The sequence below is a fragment of the Streptomyces sp. NPDC058371 genome, from assembly GCF_042723265.1.
Lineage (GTDB): Bacteria > Actinomycetota > Actinomycetes > Streptomycetales > Streptomycetaceae > Streptomyces.
Map to the genome: position 1 here is coordinate 531905 of NZ_JBHXJC010000003.1, position 18927 is coordinate 550831.

Below are 18927 nucleotides of genomic sequence, written 5' to 3' on the forward strand. Positions count from 1 at the left end.
CAAAGCGTTCCGGGCAACGTCGTTAAACGGACCGATCGGCCTGAGCGGCAGCGCTAGTGCGGAACCGGCGTGGCCGCCACCGTGTACGTGCGCCGCAGGAACCGTACGAGGGCCTTCGAGTCGAACTGGACGACGGTCACGCCCTGGGTGGAGTGGAACTCCAGCACCGCCTGCACCCGGCCGCACGGCCAGATCTCCACGGCACCGCTGCGGGCCGGGGCGCGCAGACCGCGCTCCAGCAGCTCGCGGGAGAACTCCCACTCGTGGGGGCCGGGCAGACCGATCCGGACGGAGCGCGGGTCGGTCTCGGGGTCGTAGCGCAGGACGACCGGGACGGCGTTCTGGCCCTCCGAGGTCTCCGTGACGATGTGGGCTCGTGCGTACTGTTCGACGACGGACATCGGACGGCTCCTCACGCTGCGTAACCTAAGCAGAAGCTGTGAATCCCGCTCTTCATCCAATGTCGCACACTTCCCGGAACTCGCCCCTGGGCCGCCACCTGCCCGTACGCGACTATTCCTGGGCACACGCTCTTGCAAGCCATTCGCAACAAGGCGCTATCCTCGAACGGTGCATGTGCCTGACGGATTCATCAACGCCCCGGTCTCCGCGGTCGCCGGAGTGGTCGCCGCCGGCGCCATCGCCGTGAGCCTCAAGGGGGCCCGGCGCGAGCTGGACGAGCGGACCGCGCCGCTCGCCGGCCTGGTTGCCGCCTTCATCTTCGCCGTACAGATGCTGAACTTCCCGGTCGCCGCCGGGACCAGCGGACATCTGCTGGGAGGAGCGCTGGCGGCGATACTCGTCGGCCCCTTCACCGGGGTCCTCTGTGTCTCCGTGGTGCTGCTGATGCAGGGCATCCTCTTCGCGGACGGCGGCCTCACCGCCCTCGGCGTGAACATCACGGACATGGCGATCACCACGACGGTCGTGTCGTACCTCGTCTTCCGGGGGCTGGTGAAGGTGCTGCCGCGCAAGCGGCGTTCCATCACCGTCGCCGCGTTCGTCTCCGCGCTGCTCTCCGTGCCCGCCGCGGCGGTCGTCTTCACCCTCATCTACGCGATCGGCGGCACCACCGACGTCCCGATCAGCAAGGTCGCCACGGCCATGGTGGGCGTCCACATCCTCATCGGCATCGGCGAGGCCGCGATCACCGCACTCACGGTCGGCGCCGTCATCGCCGTACGACCGGATCTCGTCTACGGCGCGCGGGGCCTTCAGCAGCGCCTCAAGCTGCGGGTGCAGGGTGAGCTGGTCGACGTGCCGGAGCCCGTCGCCGTGCCGGTCGTCGCCCGGACCTCCCGGCGCAAGGTGTGGGCCGTCGGACTCGTCACCTCCCTCGTGCTCGCCGGGTTCGTCAGCTTCTACGCCTCGGCCAACCCGGACGGCCTGGAGAAGGTCGCCAAGGACCAGGGCATCGACAAGAAGGCGCAGAAGCACGCGTCGGACGACTCGCCGCTCGCCGGGTACGGCGTCAAGGACGTCTCCGACGCCCGGATCTCCGGCGGTCTCGCCGGCGTGATCGGCGTCGGCGTCACGATCGTCGCGGGCACCGGAATCTTCTGGGCCGTCCGCAGGCGCCGTACGAGCGAGGCCTCCCCGACCTCGCTTCCCGAAGGCGTCTGACGTGGGCGCGGGACATGCGCACAAGCTCTACCGGCACGGGCACTCGCCCGTGCACGCCCTGCCCCCGCACACCAAACTGGCGGCGGCCTTCGCCTTCGTGATCGTGGTGGTCTCCACCCCGCGCGAGGCGATGTGGGCGTTCGCGCTGTACGCCGTCCTGCTGGCCGGCGTCGCGTACAAGGCCCGCGTACCGGCCGGCTTCCTGCTGAAGCGGCTGCTGATCGAGATCCCGTTCGTCGCCTTCGCCGTACTCATGCCGTTCGTGGCCGAGGGCGAGCGGGTGGACGTGCTGGGACTCTCGCTGAGCCTGAACGGCCTGTGGGGCGCCTGGAACGTGCTCGCCAAGGGGACGCTGGGTGTCGCCGCCTCCGTCCTGCTCGCCTCGACCACCGAACTGCGCGAACTGCTGCTCGGCCTCCAGCGGCTCAAACTCCCGCCGCTGCTCGTGCAGATCGCCTCCTTCATGATCCGCTACGGCGATGTCATCACCGGCGAGATGCGCCGGATGCGGATCGCCCGCGAGTCGCGCGGCTTCGAGGCCCGCGGTGTCCGGCAGTGGGGCGTCCTCGCCAAGTCTGCCGGCGCGCTCTTCATCCGCTCGTACGAGCGCGGGGAGCGGGTGCATCTCGCCATGGTGAGCCGGGGGTACGCCGGTTCGATGCCGGTGATCGACGAGGTGACCGCGTCCCGGGCGCAGTGGTCGTACGCGCTCGCCCTCCCCGTCGCCGCCCTCGCCGTATGTCTGCTGGGATGGACCCTGTGACCTCCTCCGTTGTGACCCCCTCGCTGGACGTGGCCGGGCTGGCCTTCGCCTATCCCGACGGCCACCAGGCCCTCTTCGGCGTCGACTTCACCGTCGGACGCGGTGAGCGCGTCGCGCTGCTCGGGCCGAACGGCGCCGGCAAGACCACGCTCGTCCTGCACCTCAACGGCATCCTGAGCGGTGGCGCCGGGAGCGTGACGGTCGCCGGGCTGCCGGTCGGCAAGAAGCACATGGCGGAGATCCGGCGCAAGGTCGGCATCGTCTTCCAGGATCCGGACGACCAGCTCTTCATGCCGAGCGTGCGCGAGGACGTCGCCTTCGGACCCGCTGCGGCCGGTGTGCGGGGCGCGGAACTCGAGGAACGGGTGGACAAGGCGCTGACGCAGGTCGGCATGGCGGAGTTCAAGGACCGTCCGCCGCACCACCTCTCCTTCGGCCAGCGCCGCCGGGTGGCGGTGGCGACGGTCCTCGCGATGGAACCGGAGATCCTGGTCCTGGACGAGCCGTCCTCCAACCTGGACCCCGCCTCGCGGCGCGAACTCGCTGACATCCTGCGGTCGTTGGACGTGACCGTGCTGATGGTCACGCACGATCTGCCGTACGCCCTCGAACTCTGCCCCCGGGCCATGATCCTCAGCGACGGCGTGATCGCGGCCGACGGGCGGACCGGCGAGCTGCTCTCGAACGACGAGCTGATGCGCACTCACCGTCTGGAGCTGCCCTTCGGGTTCGACCCGCGTTCCGTGACAATGGGCGCGTGACGAACGACGAGACGGGGTCGAGCGGTGTGACGGGTGTTGCTCCGGTCCGTGGGGCGGGTGCCGCGGAGCGGGGGGCGGGCAGCGCTCCGGTCCGTGGGGTGGGTGTCCCGGTCCGGGAGGCCGGGTCCCCGGGCGGCCGGCCGGGGTCGCTGTTGCTCGACGAGCAGCTGTGCTTCGCGCTGTACGCCGCCCAGCGTGCGGTGACCGCCGCCTACCGCCCGCTTCTCGAAGAACTCGGCCTCACCTACCCGCAGTACCTGGTCATGCTCGTCCTCTGGGAGCGCGGCGAGACCACGGTCAAGGAGCTGACGGGCAGCCTGCGGCTCGACTACGGCACGGTGTCGCCGCTGCTCAAGCGGCTGGAGACGGCCGGTCTGCTGCGCCGCGAGCGCTCGGCGCGCGACGAGCGGACCGTGCTCGTCGCGCCGACCGGGCGGGGCGAGGCGCTGCGCGAGCGCGCGGAGAGCGTGCCCGAGGCGCTGCTGGCGGCGACCGGCGTGGACGGGGACGAGGTCGCCCGGCTGCGCGAGGAGCTGTGGCGGCTAGCGGATCGGGCGGAGGGGGCGGCGGCCCGGGGGCGTTGACGCCCGGGCGCTGCTACCCCTGATCCGAGCTTGGCTCGACGGTGCCGCCCGAGGCCGCTTCGGGCTTCGTGTGGAGGACCTCGCGGGCCTGCTCCGCGGCGCGGGTGAGGCTCTCGGAGACGAAGTCGAGGAAGCGGGCGACGTTCTCGAGGCGGACGGCCGCCGGGGTGCCGGGGCCGAGGATGCCGACGCCCTGCCGTGCGGTCTCGACGACCTGGGCGGTGGACCGGGCGCTGGCGATCATCGACTGGTACCAGATGTCGTCGTCGACGACGTAGCGCTCGCGGCGCCGCTCGTCGCGTTCCCGGCGGACGAGGCCCTGGCTCTCGAGGAACGCGATCGCTTTGGAGATGGACGCCGGGCTGACCTGGAGGCGCTGGACGAGTTCGGACGCGGTGAGCGTGCCCGCGTCGGTGGTGTAGAGGCAGGCCAGCACCCGGGACATCATCTTGGGCGCGCCCGAAGCCATGAAGACGGTGGTGAACACCTCCTCGTACTCGCGTACGGCCTCGGCGTCGCGTCCGTGGGCCTGCGGGGGCGCTTCCGCTCCCCGGGGCGCGGCCTGCCTGCGCCGGTGCGCGCGGTGTTCGGTGGCGCGGTGGGCGAGGTCGGCGCGGTAGGCGGTGGGACCGCCGTTGCGCAACACCTCGCGCGTGACCGTCGAGGTGGGGCGGTCGAGGCCTCTGGCGATCTCCGCGTAGGCGAGGCCGTCGGCCAGTCCCAGCGCGATCTGCCGGCGTTCCTGCTGGGTGAGCCTGCCTCCCGGCATCGCGGTCTCCTTCGTGGTCCGTGGTGTCTCCAATATAGCGTTCACTTCCAATTCATTGCAACGAACAGACTGGCGGTTGTTGCGTTAGATTCAGAACCAATGCAACGATTTAACGGCTGTGAGCTGCTCAGATGACAATTACACGCAACGAGTTTGTTGCCAGTTTCGTGAACGCAACGTAGCTTTTCCTCTATCGGAAACAACGAACCGAGGAGAGCACGATGCAGAAGTTCGACACCCCCGCCCCCGTCTCCGCCGTCCTCGACATCCCCGCGGGGCGCATCCGGTTCATCGCCGCCGACCGGGCCGACACCACGGTCGAGGTCCTGCCCGCGGACGCCTCGAAGGGCCGCGACGTGAAGGCGGCGGAGCAGATCACGGTCGAGTACGGCGACGGCGTCCTGCGGATCGAGGCCGCCCCGGCGAAGAACCGGATCCTCGGCAACTCCGGATCGGTCGAGGTGACCGTCCAGCTGCCCGCCGGCTCCCGCATCGAGGCGAAGGCGGCCAGCGGTGAGTTCCGCGGCGTCGGGCGGCTCGGCGACGTCGCCTTCGAGGGCGCGCAGGGTTCGGTCAAGCTCGACGAGACCGCGAGCGCCCGACTCACCCTTCTCGCCGGCGACGTCTCGGTCGGCCGCCTGGGCGGTTCCGCGGAGATCAGCACCCAGAAGGGCGACCTCCACATCGCCGAGGCCGTGCGCGGCACGGTCGAACTGCGCACCGAGGCCGGCGAGATCTCGGTCGGCGCCGCCCGCGGAGCCTCCGCCTCCCTGGACGCCGGCACCGGCTACGGCCGGATCCACAACGCGCTCAAGAACACCGAGGGCGCTGCCGGCCTGAACATCCGCGCGACCACCGGCTACGGGGACATCTCCGCTCGCAGCCTTTGAGCCGGGCCAGGTGGCGCCGCCGGTTCGGTGCTCCCGCCCCGGGGCGGCATACTCCGACATCGCGTCGGCGTACGCCGCCCTGCCGGTGTCTCGATCGGTGTCGTTCACGAGTCCGGCGCCCGGACCTGACCGCCTCCGCCGGGTCACCCGGGCCGGAGCGTCGCTGGTTACCGGTGGTTTCTACCCCCGGGTAACAAGAGGGCGGTGGCGGTGGATAGCTTGTGCGCAATGTACTTGTGCACACTTGTCCCCGGGGAGGACCGGCCATGATCGACGGCGCCGCTGTCGACACGCGTCCCACGAAGATCATGTACGTCGCCGAAGCCACCGCACACGGCGGCCGGGACGGCTATGTGACCAGCCATGACGGCCAGTTGGAGCTGAGGGTCGCGATGCCGCCCGCCCTCGGCGGCGACGGCGCCGGGACCAACCCGGAGCAGCTGTTCGCCGCCGGGTACAGCGCCTGTTTCCACAACGCGCTCGTGCTCGTCGGCCGCCGCGCCGGCTACGACCTGTCCGGCTCCACGGTCGCCGCGAAGGTCGGCATCGGCCCCAACCAGCAGCGCGGTTACGGCCTCGCGGTCGCCCTCAGCGTCTCGCTGCCGGTCGTCGACCAGGAGCTCGCGGGGAAGCTGGTGGACGAGGCCCACCAGGTCTGCCCGTACTCGAACGCGACCCGGGGCAACATCGAGGTCACGATCCTGCTCGGCTAGGGCCGGACAGGCCCTGGGTGCCTGGGAATCCCGTGCGGTGGATGGCTGTTGCATCGACTGTTGCCGGCGATCGGGACCGGCGCGATCGGCAGGGCAGGTCGGGCAGGCACGACCGGCAGGGCAAGGCGGACAGAGATGACCGGGGCGGGAGCGCGGGCGTGGACGTGGACGTGGACGTGGACGTGAACGTGAACGGCACAGTGGCCGAGGGCTTCGAGCCGGTCAGGGCGGCGTTCGTACGCAACTTCGAGACGCTCGGCGAGCGGGGCGCGGCCGTGACCGTCTACCGCCACGGACGCAAGGTCGTCGACCTGTGGGGCGGCACGCGGGACGTGGACGGCTCCGAGCCCTGGCAGCGCGAGACGGCGCACGTCGTGCACTCCGCGACGAAGGGGGTCGCCGCCGCCGTACTGCTCCTGCTGCACCAGCGCGGCCAACTGGACCTGGATGCTCCGGTCGGCGCGTACTGGCCCGAGTTCAAGGCCCGCGGCAGGGAGACGGCGCTCGTGCGGCACGTGCTGTCGCACCGGGCCGGCGTGCCGGTGGTGGACCGGCCGCTCACACCGGAAGAGGCCGCCGATCCCGACCGTACGGCGGAGGCGGTCGCGGGGCAGGCCCCCGCCTGGGCACCCGGCGCGGACCACGGGTACCACGCGCACACCTACGGCTGGCTCGTCGGCGAGCTGGTGCGCCGGGTCACCGGGCGGGGCGTCGGCGGCTGGATCGCCGACGAGATCACCGGGCCGCTCGGCGCCGACCTCTGGGTCGGTCTGCCGGAAGCGGAGACCGGCCGGGTGGGCCGGTCGGGGCGCGTCACGTCACCGGAGACGGCCGGCAGCGTGCGGATGCGGCCGAAGCGGTCGGTGGCCGACGCCTACGCCGATCCGTCATCGCTGACCAGCCGCGCCTTCGCCGCGATCACGCCGCCCCCGGACGACAACGACCCCGCATACCGCGCCGCCGCGCTGCCCGCCTCCAACGGGATCGCCACCGCGGAGGGCCTCGCCCGTTTCTACGCCGCCCTCATCGGTGCGGTGGACGGCCGCGAGCCCCTGTTCGCGCCACCCACGGTCGAGGCGGCCCGCGCGGAGGAGTCCGCCGGGCCGGACCGCGTCCTCGTCGTCAACACCCGTTTCGGCCTCGGCTACATGCTCCACGGCACGGCGTCCCCGCTGCTGGGCCCGGGCTCCTTCGGTCACCCCGGCCGCGGCGGCCCCCTCGGCTTCGCCGACCCCGACTCGGGCATCGCCTTCGGCTACGTCACCAACGGCTTCCGCAAGACGGTCACCGCGGACCCACGAGCCCAGGCGCTGGTACGGGGTGTGCGGGCGGCTATCGCCGGCTGAGGGGGGCGGGGGCTCGGCGTGCGCGCTGTTCATGGGGGCGCGAGGTCTCGGCGTGCGCGCCGTTTATGGGGGCGCGCGACGCGACGGGCGGGTGTGCGCGCCTGCTGCGGGGCGCGGGGGTTTGGGGTGCGAGCCTGTGACGGGGCGCGAGGATTCGGCGCGTACGCCGTCTATGGGGGCGCGGAGTTCTGGCGCACGCCTGTGGGGCGGCGCGGGAGGTCCGGCGCGTTCGCTTGTGACGGCGCGCGAGGGTCTGGCGCGCACGCCTCCTATAGGGGCGCGGACATCCGGCGCGCACGCCCCAATTTGGGGGCCGCGGATGGCTGGCGTGCGCGCCTGTTGCAGGGGCGCACGAGGCCGGCTCGCACGCCCACGACAGGGGCGCGAAATCCAGGACGCACGCACGCGCGCGCACCCGCGGGCGGGCGGGTCACCCCGCGTGCAGCATCAGGCCGATCCCCGCGACCAGCAGGCCCGCCGCCGCCAGGCGCGGCGCTCCGAAGCGTTCCTTGAAGAAGACGGCGCCGATGGCCGCGCCCACGATGATGGACGACTCGCGCAGGGCAGCGATCGGCGCCAGCTCCGCACGCGTCTGCGCCCACAGGACCAGGCCGTACGCCGAGACGGACAGCACCGCGCCGAGCAGACCGACCGCGGCGAACGGCCGGAGCACCGTCACGAACTCACCGCGCCAGCGATACGCCGCGTACGCCGGGATCGCCACGCCCTCCAGGGCCATCAGCCAGGCGGTGTAGCCGAGGGAGGAGCCGGAGGCGCGGACGCCGAGGCCGTCGACGACGGTGTACGCGGCGATGGAGAGGCCCGTGGCCAACGCCGCGCCGATCGCCGCCCAGTGGGGCCGGCTCCCGCGCAGACCCCACAGGGCGACGCCGGTCAGCCCCGCGCAGGACAGCGCGATGCCCGCCGCAGCCCACCGGTCCGGCACCTCGTGCGCGAAGACCGCGGCCAGCGCGGTCACGATCAGCGGCGCGGTGCCGCGGGCGATCGGATACGCCTGCCCGAAGTCACCGAGCCGAAACGAGCGCATCAACAGCACGTAGTACACGACGTGGATGACGGCGGAGGCGAACAGATACGGCCACGCCCCGGACGCCGGGAAGGCGACGAACGGGATCGCGGCCAGCCCGAGCAGCGTTCCGCCGCCCGCGATCAGTGTGAAACCGACGAGCTTGTCGGTGATGTGGTGCGCCATCGCGTTCCAGCCGGCGTGCGTGACCGCGGCGAGCAGTACGGCAGCGGTGACGAGCGGGGTCACTGAGCCGGCTCGCGGACGCCCCGGCCGTCGCCGTGCGGGTCATCGCCGTCGGCACCGTCGTCGTCCTGTTCACGGACGTCGACGAGCGTGCCGCCCGCGTGGGCGACAAGGGACTTGGGGTCCATCGGGAAGACGGCGTACGGCGTGCCGGCCGCGGCCCACACGGTGTCGTGGCCGAGCAGTGAACGGTCCGCCAGCACCCGCGTCCGCGTCCGGTGCCCGAAGGGCGGGATCCCGCCGATCGCGTACCCCGTCGTCTCCCGGACCAGATCGGCCCTGGCCCGCGTGACCTTCGCCGCGCCCAGCTCCCGCCGTACGAGCTCCAGGTCCACCCGGGAGGCGCCGTCCATGAGCACCAGCACCGGGACCCCGTCCGCCGCGAAGATCAGCGACTTGCAGATCTGACTGAGATCGCAGCCGATCGCGGCAGCGGCCTCGGCGGCGGTCCTGGTGGCGTCCGGGAAGCGGCGGATGCGCGGAAGCACATCGCCGAGGCCCAGCTCATACAGGGCCTCGGCGAATCGGGGATGAGCGGCGTGCTGCGGTTCGTCGGCGGTCATGCACGGCACGCTAGCGGTGGGTGTACGAGCCACGCGACCGAGTTCCGGGGAGCGGACGTCAGCTGCCTGCGCGCAGCAGGGCCGCCACGATCGGGCCCGCCGAGTCGCCGCCGTGACCGCCCGCCTGGACGACGCCCGCGGCCGCCAAGTCGCCCTTCCAGGCCGTGAACCAGCCGTTCGGCTCCTTCTGGCCGTCGACCTCGGCGGAGCCGGTCTTGGCGCCGAAGTCGGGGCCGAGACCGGACATGGCCTTGGCGGCGGTGCCGGAGGAGGCCGTGTACTGGAGCAGCTCGCGCAGCTGGGCCTGAGTGGTGGAGGAGAGGGAGCGGGAGCCCTTGGCGAGGGTACGGTCGTCGACCGAAGGGGCGACCAGATACGGCTGGTGGAAGGTGCCGGTCTTCGCAGTGGAGACCACCGACGCCATGTTCAGCGGGTTCATCCGGACCCCGCCCTGGCCGATCAGCGAGGCCGCCATCTGCGCGGCGCTCTGCACCGGCACCGCTCCGTCGAAGGACGGGACGCCGATGGACCAGTTGTTCCTGCTGAGCCCGAAGACCTGCTGGGCCTGCTTGGTCAGGTCGTCGTTCTCGAGCTTCTTGGCCTGCGAGATGAAGGCCGTGTTGCAGGACGCCGCGAAGCTCGCCTTGAACGTGCCGTTCTTGATCTCGAACTTGTTGTCGTTCTGGAACTTCCAGCCGCCGTACGTCACGTACTTGGGGCAGGGGTGCGCCTTGTCCGCCGACGCCAGGCCCTTGTCGATCAGCAGGGACGACGTGATGATCTTCATCGTGGAACCGGGGGCCAGGGAGCCCTGGAAGGCGGTGTTGAAGCCGTGGCCCGAGTTCGCCACCGCCAGGATCTCGCCGGTCGACGGGCGGGTCACGACCACCGACGCGCGCGGCTTCGTGGTCACCTGCTGCTCGGCGTCCGCCTGGAGAGCCGGGCTGAGCGTGGTGTGGACCGTCCCCGGAGTTCCCTCGCTCAGCGCCACCAGCGTCTTGTCCGGGGTCTTGTCGGCGCCCTTCGCGGCGGCCTTGCGGACCACCCGGAGCTCGATGCCCGCCGTACCGCCGGCCTTCTTGCCGTACTTCTCGCGGAGTCCGTCCAACACCGTGCCCAGCGACGGGTACTTGGCGGTGGTCAGCTCGCCGCCGTCGCGGTCGAGGGCCTTGACCGGCGGGGTGCCCGACGCGCCGGTGACGAGCCGGTCGCCGTCCCGCAGGTCCGGGTGCACGACGGACGGCTTCCAGCCCACCAGCGCGACACCGTCCTCGGCCCGTCGCACGATGGTCAGCTTCGAGTTGTACGCGAGCGGCTTGCTCTTGCCCTTGTACGTGACGGTCGCCTTGACGGAGAACGGGACGGTGGCGCCCGCGCGCGTGCCGGACGTCAGGGTCACGCCGGTGATGTGGGCGTCCTTGCGGTAACCGGTCAGCGCCGCGGTCGCGGCCGCCGAGTCGTCGGTGGCGGCGGCCGCCTTCGCGACCTGGCCGCCCTGCCAGGCGGCGAGGAACGTGCGTGCGGCGGTGCGCACCTCGGTCGCCGACACCGGCCCGGTCTTGACCGCCTTGTGGTCGGCGGTCGCCGTCGTCCGGTCCTCGGCGGCGGCTCCACCGCCGCCGTACAGGCTGTAGGCGCCGACTGCCCCGCCGCCGACGACCACGGCGATCAGCCCGCCGATCACGGCGGGCCTCTTCTTACCGCGCTCGGTGGCGCGCCCTCGCTTGCCCACAGCTACAGATCCTCCGCTGGTTCCCCTGGTGCCCCCGTGCCCTCACGCTTCTCAACGAGAGGCACCACCCTAGGTTCCCGGTGTGACCGGAGTGACTTCAGCCACCAGTTCGTAGCACAGCTGCGACGATCGGACCGGCCGCGTCCCCGCCGTGCCCGCCCTCCTCGGTCATCGCCGCGGCCGCCACGTCGCCCCGGAAACCGGTGAACCAGCTGTTGGACTTCGCCTGGCCGTCGACATCCGCCGAGCCGGTCTTGGCGCCGTAGTTCGGGCCGAGACCGGCCATGGCCGGGGCGCCGGTGCCCTGGGCCGCGGTGAGGCGCATCATCTCCTTCAGCTGGGCGGAGGTGCCGTGCGACAGGCCGCGTGCGGTGGCGAGTTGGCGGTCGTCGAGCTTCGGCGAGACGAGATACGGCTGGCGGAAGGCACCGGTGATGGCCGTGGCCGTGACCGACGCCATGTTCAGCGGGCTCATCTGGACCTCGCCCTGGCCGATGGCGTTGGCCGCGCGGTTCGGGCCGCCGGAGGCCGGGACACTGCCGTCGAAGGACCTGATCCCCGTCTTCCAGTTGTCCTTGCCGAGACCGAACCGCTCCTGCGCCTCGGTGGTCAGCGACTCGTCCGTCAGCGGCTTCTCGTCGACGAGCTTCACGAAGGCGGTGTTGCACGACCGCAGGAAGCTGTTGGCGAGGGTGGCGCTCTCGTTGGCCTTCATGCCCGTGAGGTTGTGGAAGGTCTGGCTCTGCCAGACGGCGGTGTCCGTGCACGGTGCCGGGCCGTTCATCGAGGTCACGCCGTTGTCGATGAGCATCGCCGCGGTGATGATCTTCATCGTGGAGCCGGGTGCGAGCTCGCCCTCGAAGGCCGCGTTGAACTCGTCCTTGCGGTGGTTGGCGACCGCCAGCACCTCACCCGTGCTCGGCTTCACGGCGACCACGGACGACTCGGCGTAGTTCGTGACGGCCCGTTCGGCCGCCGCCTGCGCGGTCGCGCTGATCGTGGTGCGCAGCCTGCCGGCCTTGCCCTTCGCGAGGGTCACCAGCGTCTTGGCGCCCGCGCTCGCGTCCGCGTGCCGGATCGCCAGCTCGACCGCCGGCGTACCGCCCGCCTCGTCGCCGTACTTGCCGCGCAGGGCGTCCAGGATCGGGCCGAGCGACGGGTACTTCTCCTTGGTCAGGACAACGTTGTTGCGGTCCACGGCCTCGATCGGCGGGCTCGCCGACTCACCGGTGACCAGGGTGTCGCCCTTCTCCAGCCCGGGATACACGACCGACGGCTGCCAGTCGACCAGCGCCTTCCCGGTCGTCTGCCCGCGGACGACGGTCAGTTCGGAGTCGTACGCCAGTGGCTTGGTCTTCCCGTCGTACGACACCGTCGCCTTCACCGAGTACGACACGGTGGCGCCGGACGGCTTGTCGGGCGTGATCCTCACGTCGGTGAGATGCGCGTCGTCGCGATAGCCGGCCAGCAGCGGCCGGGCGTCGGCGGCGTTGTTCGTGTAGTCCGCGGCGACGGACGCGCTGCCCTTCTCCCAGGCAGCGAAGAACTTGCCGCTGGTCTCCTTGACCTCGTCGCCGCTCGGCGGCCCGGTCCTGACGGCCGGAGGTCCGGCCGCACCGCCGTCCCCGCTGATCGCGGTCACCACGTTGTACGCGCCGTACCCGGCGCCCCCCACCATCACTGCGAACACACTGCCGACGATGGCAGCCTTGGCCCCCTTGCGCATGCGCGCTCCCCTCCCCGTAAGCGGTTGCACTCTAAGCGGGGGGAGTGACACGCGGGGAGCGAGTTTCCCCGATTGTTAGCACCGACTCCGGGTCACCTACGTGAACTTCGGCCGCCGACGGGTGGGGTGAACGCGGGTGCCGCGGGCGTCAGTCGCGGCGGCGTTCTTCGCGCTGCCTGGCCAGTTCCTCGATCGCGCTCGGGAGGGCCGTCTCGAAGTCGATCAGCTTCGCCCAGGTCGCGGTCACGACGATCCGGACCATGCCGTCGTAGGGCGACCGACGACGAGTCGGAACTCATCGCCTCCGATGGCCGGACAGGCGCCTCAGACCCACGTATCCAGCCACATCCGTGACCGCCAGTCGTCGATCGGGATCGCGGTGCCGGTGTAGATGGGCCAGAAGTAGATGAAGTTCCACGCGATCAGGAGGACGAGGACGCCTGCGCCGGCGGCGCCTGCGACGCGGCGGCGTTCGCTCGAACCCGGAGGGCCGAGGATCGCGCCGATCATCATCGCCACGGCCAGGCAGAGGAACGGGACGAAGACGACGGCGTAGAAGTAGAAGATCGTGCGCTCCTGGTACATGAACCAGGGGAGGTAACCGGCCGCGATGCCGCAGGCGATCGCGCCTGCCCGCCAGTCGCGGCGGAACGCCCACCGCCACAGCACGTAGAGCACGGCGAAGCAGGCCGCCCACCACAGCAGGGGCGTGCCCAGGGCCAGGACCTCGCGGGCACACTTCTCGCCGGCGTCGGCCGGGCAGCCGTCGCTGCCGGGGGCCGGGGACTCGTAGAAGTACGAGACCGGGCGGCCGGCGACGAGCCAGCTCCACGGGTTCGACTGGTAGGTGTGCGGGGACGACAGCCCGACGTGGAACTTGTAGACCTCGTGCTCGTAGTGCCAGAGGCTGCGCAGCCAGTCGGGGAGAAAGGCCCAGCTGCCGCCCTTGCCGTCGGTCGCCGCCCAGTTGCGGAAGTAGCCGCCGCTGCCGTTCGTCGGGGAGAGGATCCAGCCGGTCCAGGAGGCCAGGTAGACGGCGACCGCGACCGGCACGGTGGCCAGGAACGTGATGCCCGTGTCGTGCTTGAGGACGGCCGAGTACGGGTGACGGGCGCCGGTGACCCGGCGTGAGCCCACGTCCCACAGCAGGGCCATCACACAGAACGCGGCCAGGATGTACAGGCCGTTCCACTTGGTGCCGATGGCCAGGCCCAGCATCAGGCCGGCCGTCCAGCGCCAGGGACGCCGGCCGAGGCGCGTCGACTCGGCGATGCGCGCGTCGGGGCGTACGAACCCGTCCTCGTCCGGTGGGAGCGCCGCTGCCAGCCGGGCCCGCGCCCGGTCGCGGTCGATGACCAGACAGCCGAAGGCGGCCAGTACGAAGAACATCAGCACGCCGTCGAGCAGCGAGGTGCGGCTCATCACGAAGTGCAGCCCGTCCACGGCCATCAGCGCGCCCGCCAGGCAGCCGAGGAACGTCGAGCGGAACAGCCGGCGGCCGATCCGGCACAGCATCAGCACGGAGAGCGTGCCGAGCAGCGCCGTCATGAAGCGCCAGCCGAACGGGTCGAAGCCGAACATCAGCTCGCCGAGACCGATGACGTACTTGCCGACCGGCGGATGGACGACGTACGCGGCGTCCGCCGGGATGGTCACATGGCCGTTGCCCTGCAGGATCAGGTCGTTGGCGTCCTTGGGCCAGTTGACCTCGTATCCGCGGTGGACCAGCGCCCAGGCGTCCTTGGCGTAGTACGTCTCGTCGAATATCACCGCCTTGGGGCTGCCCAGGTTCCAGAACCGCATCAGCCCGGCGAGCAGTGTCACGAGGAGCGGACCGCCCCACGCCGACCAGCGGGTGACGCGTGCGGCAACCTCCTGGCGCACCCCCAGCGCGGCCCAGATGCGCGGGCTGGGCTCGGCGTACGGCGGCACGAGCCGCTCGCGGACGTCACTGCGGGGCGTCGCCGGGTAGCCGAACCGGCGCAGCCTCTGCTGCCACGTCGGCTGCTGCTCTTCGGTGGCCTGGCCCTGCCGGGTGTCCGTGGAGGACGCGGTACTGGTCACCGCGCCATCGTAGGGAACCTCGCTGTGGGAGTCCCGCCCCCGGGCCCTGCGAGGATGGAAACGTGACAGGAACCCTTGTACTGGCAGGCACCCCCATCGGCGACGTGAGCGACGCTCCGCCCCGGCTCGCGCAGGAGCTGGTGGCCGCGGACGTGGTGGCCGCCGAGGACACACGGCGGCTGCGCCGGCTCACGCAGGCGCTGGACGCGCAGCCGACCGGACGCGTGGTCTCGTACTTCGAGGGGAACGAGGCGGCCCGCACACCGGAGCTGGTGGAGGCGCTGGTCGGCGGGGCGCGGGTGCTGCTGGTGACCGACGCCGGGATGCCGTCCGTCTCCGACCCGGGCTACCGGCTGGTCGCGGCCGCCGTCGAGAAGGACATCAAGGTCACCGCCGTACCGGGCCCGTCAGCGGTGCTCACCGCGCTCGCGCTGTCCGGGCTGCCCGTCGACCGCTTCTGCTTCGAGGGCTTCCTGCCCAGGAAGGCGGGCGAACGGCTGTCGCGGCTGCGCGAGGTCGCCGAGGAGCGCCGCACCCTCGTGTACTTCGAGGCGCCGCACCGGCTCGACGACACCCTCGCCGCGATGGCCGAGGCGTTCGGCGAGGAGCGGCGGGCCGCGGTCTGCCGCGAGCTGACGAAGACGTACGAGGAGGTCAAGCGCGGTCCGCTGGGCGAGCTCGCGGCCTGGGCCGCCGAGGGCGTCCGCGGTGAGATCACCGTCGTCGTCGAGGGCGCGCCCGCCAAGGGGGCCGCGGAACTGGACGCCGGGGAGCTGGTGCGCAGGGTGCAGGTGCGCGAGGAGGCGGGGGAGCGACGCAAGGAGGCGATCGCCGCTGTGGCCGCCGAGGCGGGGATTCCCAAGCGGGAGGTCTTCGATGCCGTCGTCGCGGCAAAGAATGCGGCGCACAGCGCCCCATAGGAGGGCAAAGGACTATCGTGAAAGGCAAAGCTCAGGCCGTGGACCAGGGCCTTGCGGCAAGGAAAGGCCAAAACGGCTCCAACACTCGACAGGCCTGATGCATTCGCGCCGGGAGAAGCGTCCACTGGTTGAAGGGACGCACCCGTCCCTCGCCTTCGGTGGACGCAGTGGGATTCCGGGGGAATCCCGTCACGGAGGCGCTTGTCCAGCGGACAAGAGGAGCTGGAATGAGTGAGATCGCAGGGCAGACCGGCCGTCGCACGGCGGCGGCGGACGTCGTTCACGAGTCGTATTCCTTCGCCTGCATGCGCTGCGGGCACGGCTGGGAGCAGTCCTACGAGATAGAGCACCACCTCGACGCCGAGGGCAGCGAGTTCGTGACGTACGTGGCGGACGGGCGGGTGGTGCCGTCGCCCCTGAGCCGGCCGACCTGCCAGAACTGCGACAACCACGTGGTGCGCATCATGCGCGCCGGACAGGTGTCGTCCGTGCTGAACTCCATGCAGCGACAGCAGCGACAGCAGCGCCAGGAGCGGCAGGACCGGCAGCGGCGGGGCGTGCCGAAGCAGCCCGAGGAGGCCGGCGCGGAAGCGGAGCCGGCGGCACCGCAGGAGGCCCTCACCGGGGCCGAGTCGGCGGCCCTCAAGGAGCACCACCACTGGCACTTCTCGGATCTGCTGCACCCGTTCCACCACCGCAAGGCGGGATGACACCGCCGGCCCCCGTTCCCCCACCGCTGTGCGGGACGGGCCCGCCGGGCGGTGGGGTGGCCTCCTGGCTCCCCGCGAGATGAGGTCGGGCATGCCCCCTTCGTAGGATCGGGGCATGCCTTCCAACGCCGAAGCCCCACCCCTGCCGGACCCGCTGCGCGTCGCGGTCGCCGACTCGCACACCCATCTCGACATGCAGTCCGGCACGGTCGAGGAGGGCCTCGCCAAGGCCGCGTCGGTCGGCGTGACCACCGTCGTCCAGGTCGGCTGCGACGTGAAGGGCTCCCAGTGGGCGGCGCGGACGGCCCAGGAGCACGACGCCGTCCACGCGACCGTCGCACTGCACCCGAACGAGGCGCCCCGTATCGTGCACGGCGATCCCGACGGCTGGTCCCGGCAGGGCGCGCGGGCAGGGGGCGGTGACGCCGCCCTGGACGACGCGCTGGCCGAGATCGACCGGCTGGCCGGCCTGGCGCAGGTGAAGGGCGTCGGCGAGACCGGGCTCGACTACTTCCGCACCGGCCCGGAGGGCAAGGCCGCCCAGGAGCGGTCCTTCCGCGCGCACATCGAGATCGCCAAGCGGCACGGCAAGGCGCTGGTCATCCACGACCGCGACGCCCACGCGGACGTGCTGCGCATCCTCAAGGAGGAGGGCGCCCCCGAGCGCACCGTCTTCCACTGCTACTCCGGTGACGGGGCGATGGCCCGGATCTGCGCCCGCGCCGGCTACTTCATGTCCTTCGCCGGCAACATGACCTTCAAGAACGCCCAGCCGCTGCGCGACGCGCTCGCCGCGGCCCCGCTGGAGCTGGTCCTCGTGGAGACGGACGCGCCGTTCCTGACGCCGGTGCCGTACCGCGGACGGCCCAACGCGCCCTATCTCATTCCGGTCACGGTCCGGGCGATGGCGGCCGTGCGGGGCATCGACGAGGACGCGCTGGCGACGGCGCTCGCGGCGAACACGGCCCGCGCGTTCGATTACTGACGGATAACGCTTCCAGGGGTTTTCCCGGGACCCACCTCAAGGCGTGTCGCGACACTGCGTAGCCGCGTTGCTTTGGAGAGTGACGGCCACTCCGCTAGGTTCTGGTCGCCCGAACCCCCTGGAGCGTGTCGTCGTGAGCAACTCGCAGTACGAGACGTACGGATCCGCCGCACCCGCCGGAGCCGCCCCGACCCATGAGCCGCGCCCGGCGTACGCCGCCCACGGGCCGCACGCCGCGCCGACCCTGCCGTACGGGCTCCACGAGGACACGTACCGGCCCGCCTACGAGGAGCCCCGGCTGCCGCGGCAGAACATCCCCGAGGGTGCTGCCCCGCTCTCCGGCGGCCGGGCCGAGGCCCGCCGGGCCGCCCGCCGCAAGCGCGCCTCCGTACGGCCCGACCCGCTGCGCCGGCTGCTGCCGCAGGCGCTGGTGGTGGCTTTCCTCGCGGGCGGCACCACCGCGTTCGTCGCCAAGGACAAGGCGATCGAGCTCAGCGTCGACGGGGCGCCGCGCACGCTGCACACCTTCGCGGACGACGTGACCGAGCTGCTCGCCGACGAGGGCGTCGAGGTGGGCGCCCACGACATCGTGGCGCCCGCTCCCGGCACCCCCCTGGCCAGCGGGGACGAGGTCGCCGTGCGCTACGGGCGGCCCATGCACCTCACCCTCGACGGGCACCGGCGCAAGGTGTGGACGACGGCGCACACGGTGGACGGCGCACTCAGACAGCTCGGGGTGCGCGCGGAGGGCGCGTACGTGTCGACCTCGCGCTCCCAGCCGATCGGCCGGGCCGGGCTGGCGCTCGACGTCCGTACGGAGCGGACCGTCACGATCCTCGCGGACGGGCGGACCCGCACGATCCGCACGAACGCCGCGAGTGTCCGGGAGGCCGTCGAGGAGGCCGGGATCACCCTGCGCGGGCAGGACACCACGTCCGTCGCGCCCGGCAGTTTTCCGCGCGACGGGCAGACCGTCACCGTCATGCGGGTCACCGGGACCAAGGAGGTCCGCGAGGAGCCGATCCCGTTCGAGGTGGAGCGGACCCGGGATCCCTCGCTGTTCCGGGGGACCGAGGTCGTCGAGCGGGCCGGGCAGCCCGGCGCCCGGCGGGTCACGTACGCGCTGCGGACCGTCAACGGCGTGCGGCAGAAGCCGCGGCGGCTGAAGTCCGAGGTGGTGCGGGAGCCGCGGACGCAGGTCGTGAAGGTCGGGACGAAGCCGCCGCCGGTGTCGGTCGCCGGGGCCGACCACCTCAACTGGTCCCGTCTCGCCGCCTGTGAGTCCGGGGGGCGGCCCGGGGCGGTGGATCCCTCCGGTACGTACGGCGGGCTCTACCAGTTCGACACGCGGACCTGGCACAGCCTGGGCGGTTCCGGCCGGCCGCAGGACGCCCCGGCCGCGGAGCAGACCTTCCGGGCGAAGAAGCTGTACGTACGGCGGGGGGCGAGCCCCTGGCCGCACTGCGGGGCGCGGTTGCAGGGGTGAGGGGGGCTTCGCCTTCGCT

At 71.8% G+C, this 18927-nt stretch carries 18 protein-coding genes and 1 pseudogene; 11 read left to right on the top strand and 8 right to left on the bottom strand.

Annotation, left to right across the window (positions count from 1 at the left end; translation table 11 throughout):
- Positions 1-53: 53 nt before the first annotated feature.
- Positions 54-401: an SsgA family sporulation/cell division regulator gene (locus ACFWM2_RS13885; RefSeq protein ID WP_383277837.1), complete on the bottom strand. Its 348-nt coding sequence runs from the start codon at positions 399-401 to the stop codon at positions 54-56.
- A 169-nt stretch (positions 402-570) separates the two neighbouring features.
- Between ACFWM2_RS13885 and ACFWM2_RS13890 the strand changes: the two genes are divergently transcribed.
- The 4 genes from ACFWM2_RS13890 to ACFWM2_RS13905 all read left to right on the top strand — a co-directional run bounded on the left by ACFWM2_RS13890 (position 571) and on the right by ACFWM2_RS13905 (position 3731).
- Positions 571-1623: an energy-coupling factor ABC transporter permease gene (locus ACFWM2_RS13890; protein WP_383277840.1), complete on the top strand. Its 1053-nt coding sequence runs from the start codon at positions 571-573 to the stop codon at positions 1621-1623.
- 1 nt (position 1624) lies between these two features.
- Positions 1625-2386, top strand: a complete 762-nt coding sequence (gene cbiQ / locus ACFWM2_RS13895; protein ID WP_383277843.1) for a cobalt ECF transporter T component CbiQ — start codon at positions 1625-1627, stop codon at positions 2384-2386.
- A complete protein-coding gene (locus ACFWM2_RS13900) occupies positions 2374-3147 on the top strand; it encodes an energy-coupling factor ABC transporter ATP-binding protein (RefSeq protein WP_383277846.1) in 774 nt (257 codons plus the stop codon). The genes cbiQ and ACFWM2_RS13900 overlap by 13 nt, the downstream gene beginning before the upstream one ends.
- Before the next feature lie 98 nt (positions 3148-3245).
- A complete protein-coding gene (locus ACFWM2_RS13905) occupies positions 3246-3731 on the top strand; it encodes a MarR family winged helix-turn-helix transcriptional regulator (protein ID WP_383278324.1) in 486 nt (161 codons plus the stop codon).
- A 13-nt stretch (positions 3732-3744) separates the two neighbouring features.
- Here ACFWM2_RS13905 and ACFWM2_RS13910 read toward each other — a convergent pair whose 3' ends face one another.
- On the bottom strand, positions 3745-4500 hold the full coding sequence (locus ACFWM2_RS13910) for a helix-turn-helix domain-containing protein (RefSeq protein WP_383277849.1): 756 nt from the start codon (positions 4498-4500) through the stop codon (positions 3745-3747).
- A 221-nt stretch (positions 4501-4721) separates the two neighbouring features.
- On the opposite strand from ACFWM2_RS13910, the gene ACFWM2_RS13915 reads away from it, so the two are divergent.
- From ACFWM2_RS13915 to ACFWM2_RS13925, 3 genes are all read left to right on the top strand, one after another.
- Entirely contained in the window at positions 4722-5390 is a 669-nt protein-coding gene (locus tag ACFWM2_RS13915; protein WP_383277852.1) for a DUF4097 family beta strand repeat-containing protein, read from the top strand.
- 266 nt (positions 5391-5656) lie between these two features.
- Positions 5657-6103 (top strand): organic hydroperoxide resistance protein, encoded by a 447-nt coding sequence (locus ACFWM2_RS13920; protein WP_383277855.1) that lies wholly within the window; start codon positions 5657-5659, stop codon positions 6101-6103.
- 182 nt (positions 6104-6285) lie between these two features.
- Entirely contained in the window at positions 6286-7449 is a 1164-nt protein-coding gene (locus ACFWM2_RS13925; RefSeq protein WP_383278328.1) for a serine hydrolase domain-containing protein, read from the top strand.
- Between the two features lie 430 nt (positions 7450-7879).
- Here the strand turns inward: ACFWM2_RS13925 and ACFWM2_RS13930 are convergent, their stop codons facing one another.
- From ACFWM2_RS13930 to ACFWM2_RS13955, 6 genes and pseudogenes are all read right to left on the bottom strand, one after another.
- Positions 7880-8725: an EamA family transporter gene (locus ACFWM2_RS13930; RefSeq protein ID WP_383277858.1), complete on the bottom strand. Its 846-nt coding sequence runs from the start codon at positions 8723-8725 to the stop codon at positions 7880-7882.
- Positions 8722-9285, bottom strand: coding sequence for a YbaK/EbsC family protein (locus ACFWM2_RS13935; RefSeq protein WP_383277861.1), 564 nt, complete (start codon positions 9283-9285; stop codon positions 8722-8724). Before ACFWM2_RS13935 ends, ACFWM2_RS13930 begins: the two co-directional genes overlap by 4 nt.
- 58 nt (positions 9286-9343) lie before the next feature.
- Positions 9344-11017 (bottom strand): penicillin-binding transpeptidase domain-containing protein, encoded by a 1674-nt coding sequence (locus tag ACFWM2_RS13940; protein ID WP_383277864.1) that lies wholly within the window; start codon positions 11015-11017, stop codon positions 9344-9346.
- A 97-nt stretch (positions 11018-11114) separates the two neighbouring features.
- The gene (locus tag ACFWM2_RS13945; protein WP_383277867.1) at positions 11115-12743 is read right to left on the bottom strand and encodes a penicillin-binding transpeptidase domain-containing protein; all 1629 of its coding nucleotides are present in this window, start codon (positions 12741-12743) and stop codon (positions 11115-11117) included.
- A 148-nt stretch (positions 12744-12891) separates the two neighbouring features.
- Positions 12892-13023, bottom strand: a pseudogene (locus tag ACFWM2_RS13950) (pyridoxamine 5-phosphate oxidase); the annotation flags it as partial.
- A gap of 44 nt (positions 13024-13067) precedes the next feature.
- Positions 13068-14807 carry a dolichyl-phosphate-mannose--protein mannosyltransferase gene (locus tag ACFWM2_RS13955; protein WP_383277870.1) on the bottom strand — a complete coding sequence of 580 codons (1740 nt, stop codon included), beginning with the start codon at positions 14805-14807 and terminating at the stop codon, positions 13068-13070.
- Positions 14808-14869: 62 nt separating this feature from the next.
- Between ACFWM2_RS13955 and rsmI the strand changes: the two genes are divergently transcribed.
- The 4 genes from rsmI (at position 14870) to ACFWM2_RS13975 (ending at position 18908) form a co-directional block, all read left to right on the top strand.
- Complete coding sequence (rsmI, locus tag ACFWM2_RS13960) at positions 14870-15727, top strand: 16S rRNA (cytidine(1402)-2'-O)-methyltransferase (RefSeq protein WP_383277873.1); 858 nt, start codon at positions 14870-14872, stop codon at positions 15725-15727.
- Positions 15728-15954: 227 nt separating this feature from the next.
- Complete coding sequence (locus ACFWM2_RS13965; protein ID WP_383277876.1) at positions 15955-16437, top strand: hypothetical protein; 483 nt, start codon at positions 15955-15957, stop codon at positions 16435-16437.
- Between the two features lie 115 nt (positions 16438-16552).
- Positions 16553-17422, top strand: a complete 870-nt coding sequence (locus ACFWM2_RS13970) for a TatD family hydrolase (RefSeq protein WP_383277879.1) — start codon at positions 16553-16555, stop codon at positions 17420-17422.
- A 133-nt stretch (positions 17423-17555) separates the two neighbouring features.
- Positions 17556-18908 carry a ubiquitin-like domain-containing protein gene (locus ACFWM2_RS13975; protein ID WP_383277882.1) on the top strand — a complete coding sequence of 451 codons (1353 nt, stop codon included), beginning with the start codon at positions 17556-17558 and terminating at the stop codon, positions 18906-18908.
- Positions 18909-18927: the final 19 nt, after the last annotated feature.

Excerpts from the sequence above, each read along its gene's own strand:
- ACFWM2_RS13885 (WP_383277837.1), bottom strand. The coding sequence starts at position 401 with ATGTCCGTCGTCGAACAGTACGCACGAGCCCACATCGTCACGGAGACC.
- ACFWM2_RS13920 (WP_383277855.1), top strand. The coding sequence starts at position 5,657 with ATGATCGACGGCGCCGCTGTCGACACGCGTCCCACGAAGATCATGTAC.
- ACFWM2_RS13915 (WP_383277852.1), top strand. The coding sequence starts at position 4,722 with ATGCAGAAGTTCGACACCCCCGCCCCCGTCTCCGCCGTCCTCGACATC.
- ACFWM2_RS13965 (WP_383277876.1), top strand. The coding sequence starts at position 15,955 with ATGAGTGAGATCGCAGGGCAGACCGGCCGTCGCACGGCGGCGGCGGAC.
- ACFWM2_RS13970 (WP_383277879.1), top strand. The coding sequence starts at position 16,553 with ATGCCTTCCAACGCCGAAGCCCCACCCCTGCCGGACCCGCTGCGCGTC.
- ACFWM2_RS13910 (WP_383277849.1), bottom strand. The coding sequence starts at position 4,500 with ATGCCGGGAGGCAGGCTCACCCAGCAGGAACGCCGGCAGATCGCGCTG.
- ACFWM2_RS13945 (WP_383277867.1), bottom strand. The coding sequence starts at position 12,743 with ATGCGCAAGGGGGCCAAGGCTGCCATCGTCGGCAGTGTGTTCGCAGTG.
- ACFWM2_RS13935 (WP_383277861.1), bottom strand. The coding sequence starts at position 9,285 with ATGACCGCCGACGAACCGCAGCACGCCGCTCATCCCCGATTCGCCGAG.
- ACFWM2_RS13900 (WP_383277846.1), top strand. The coding sequence starts at position 2,374 with ATGGACCCTGTGACCTCCTCCGTTGTGACCCCCTCGCTGGACGTGGCC.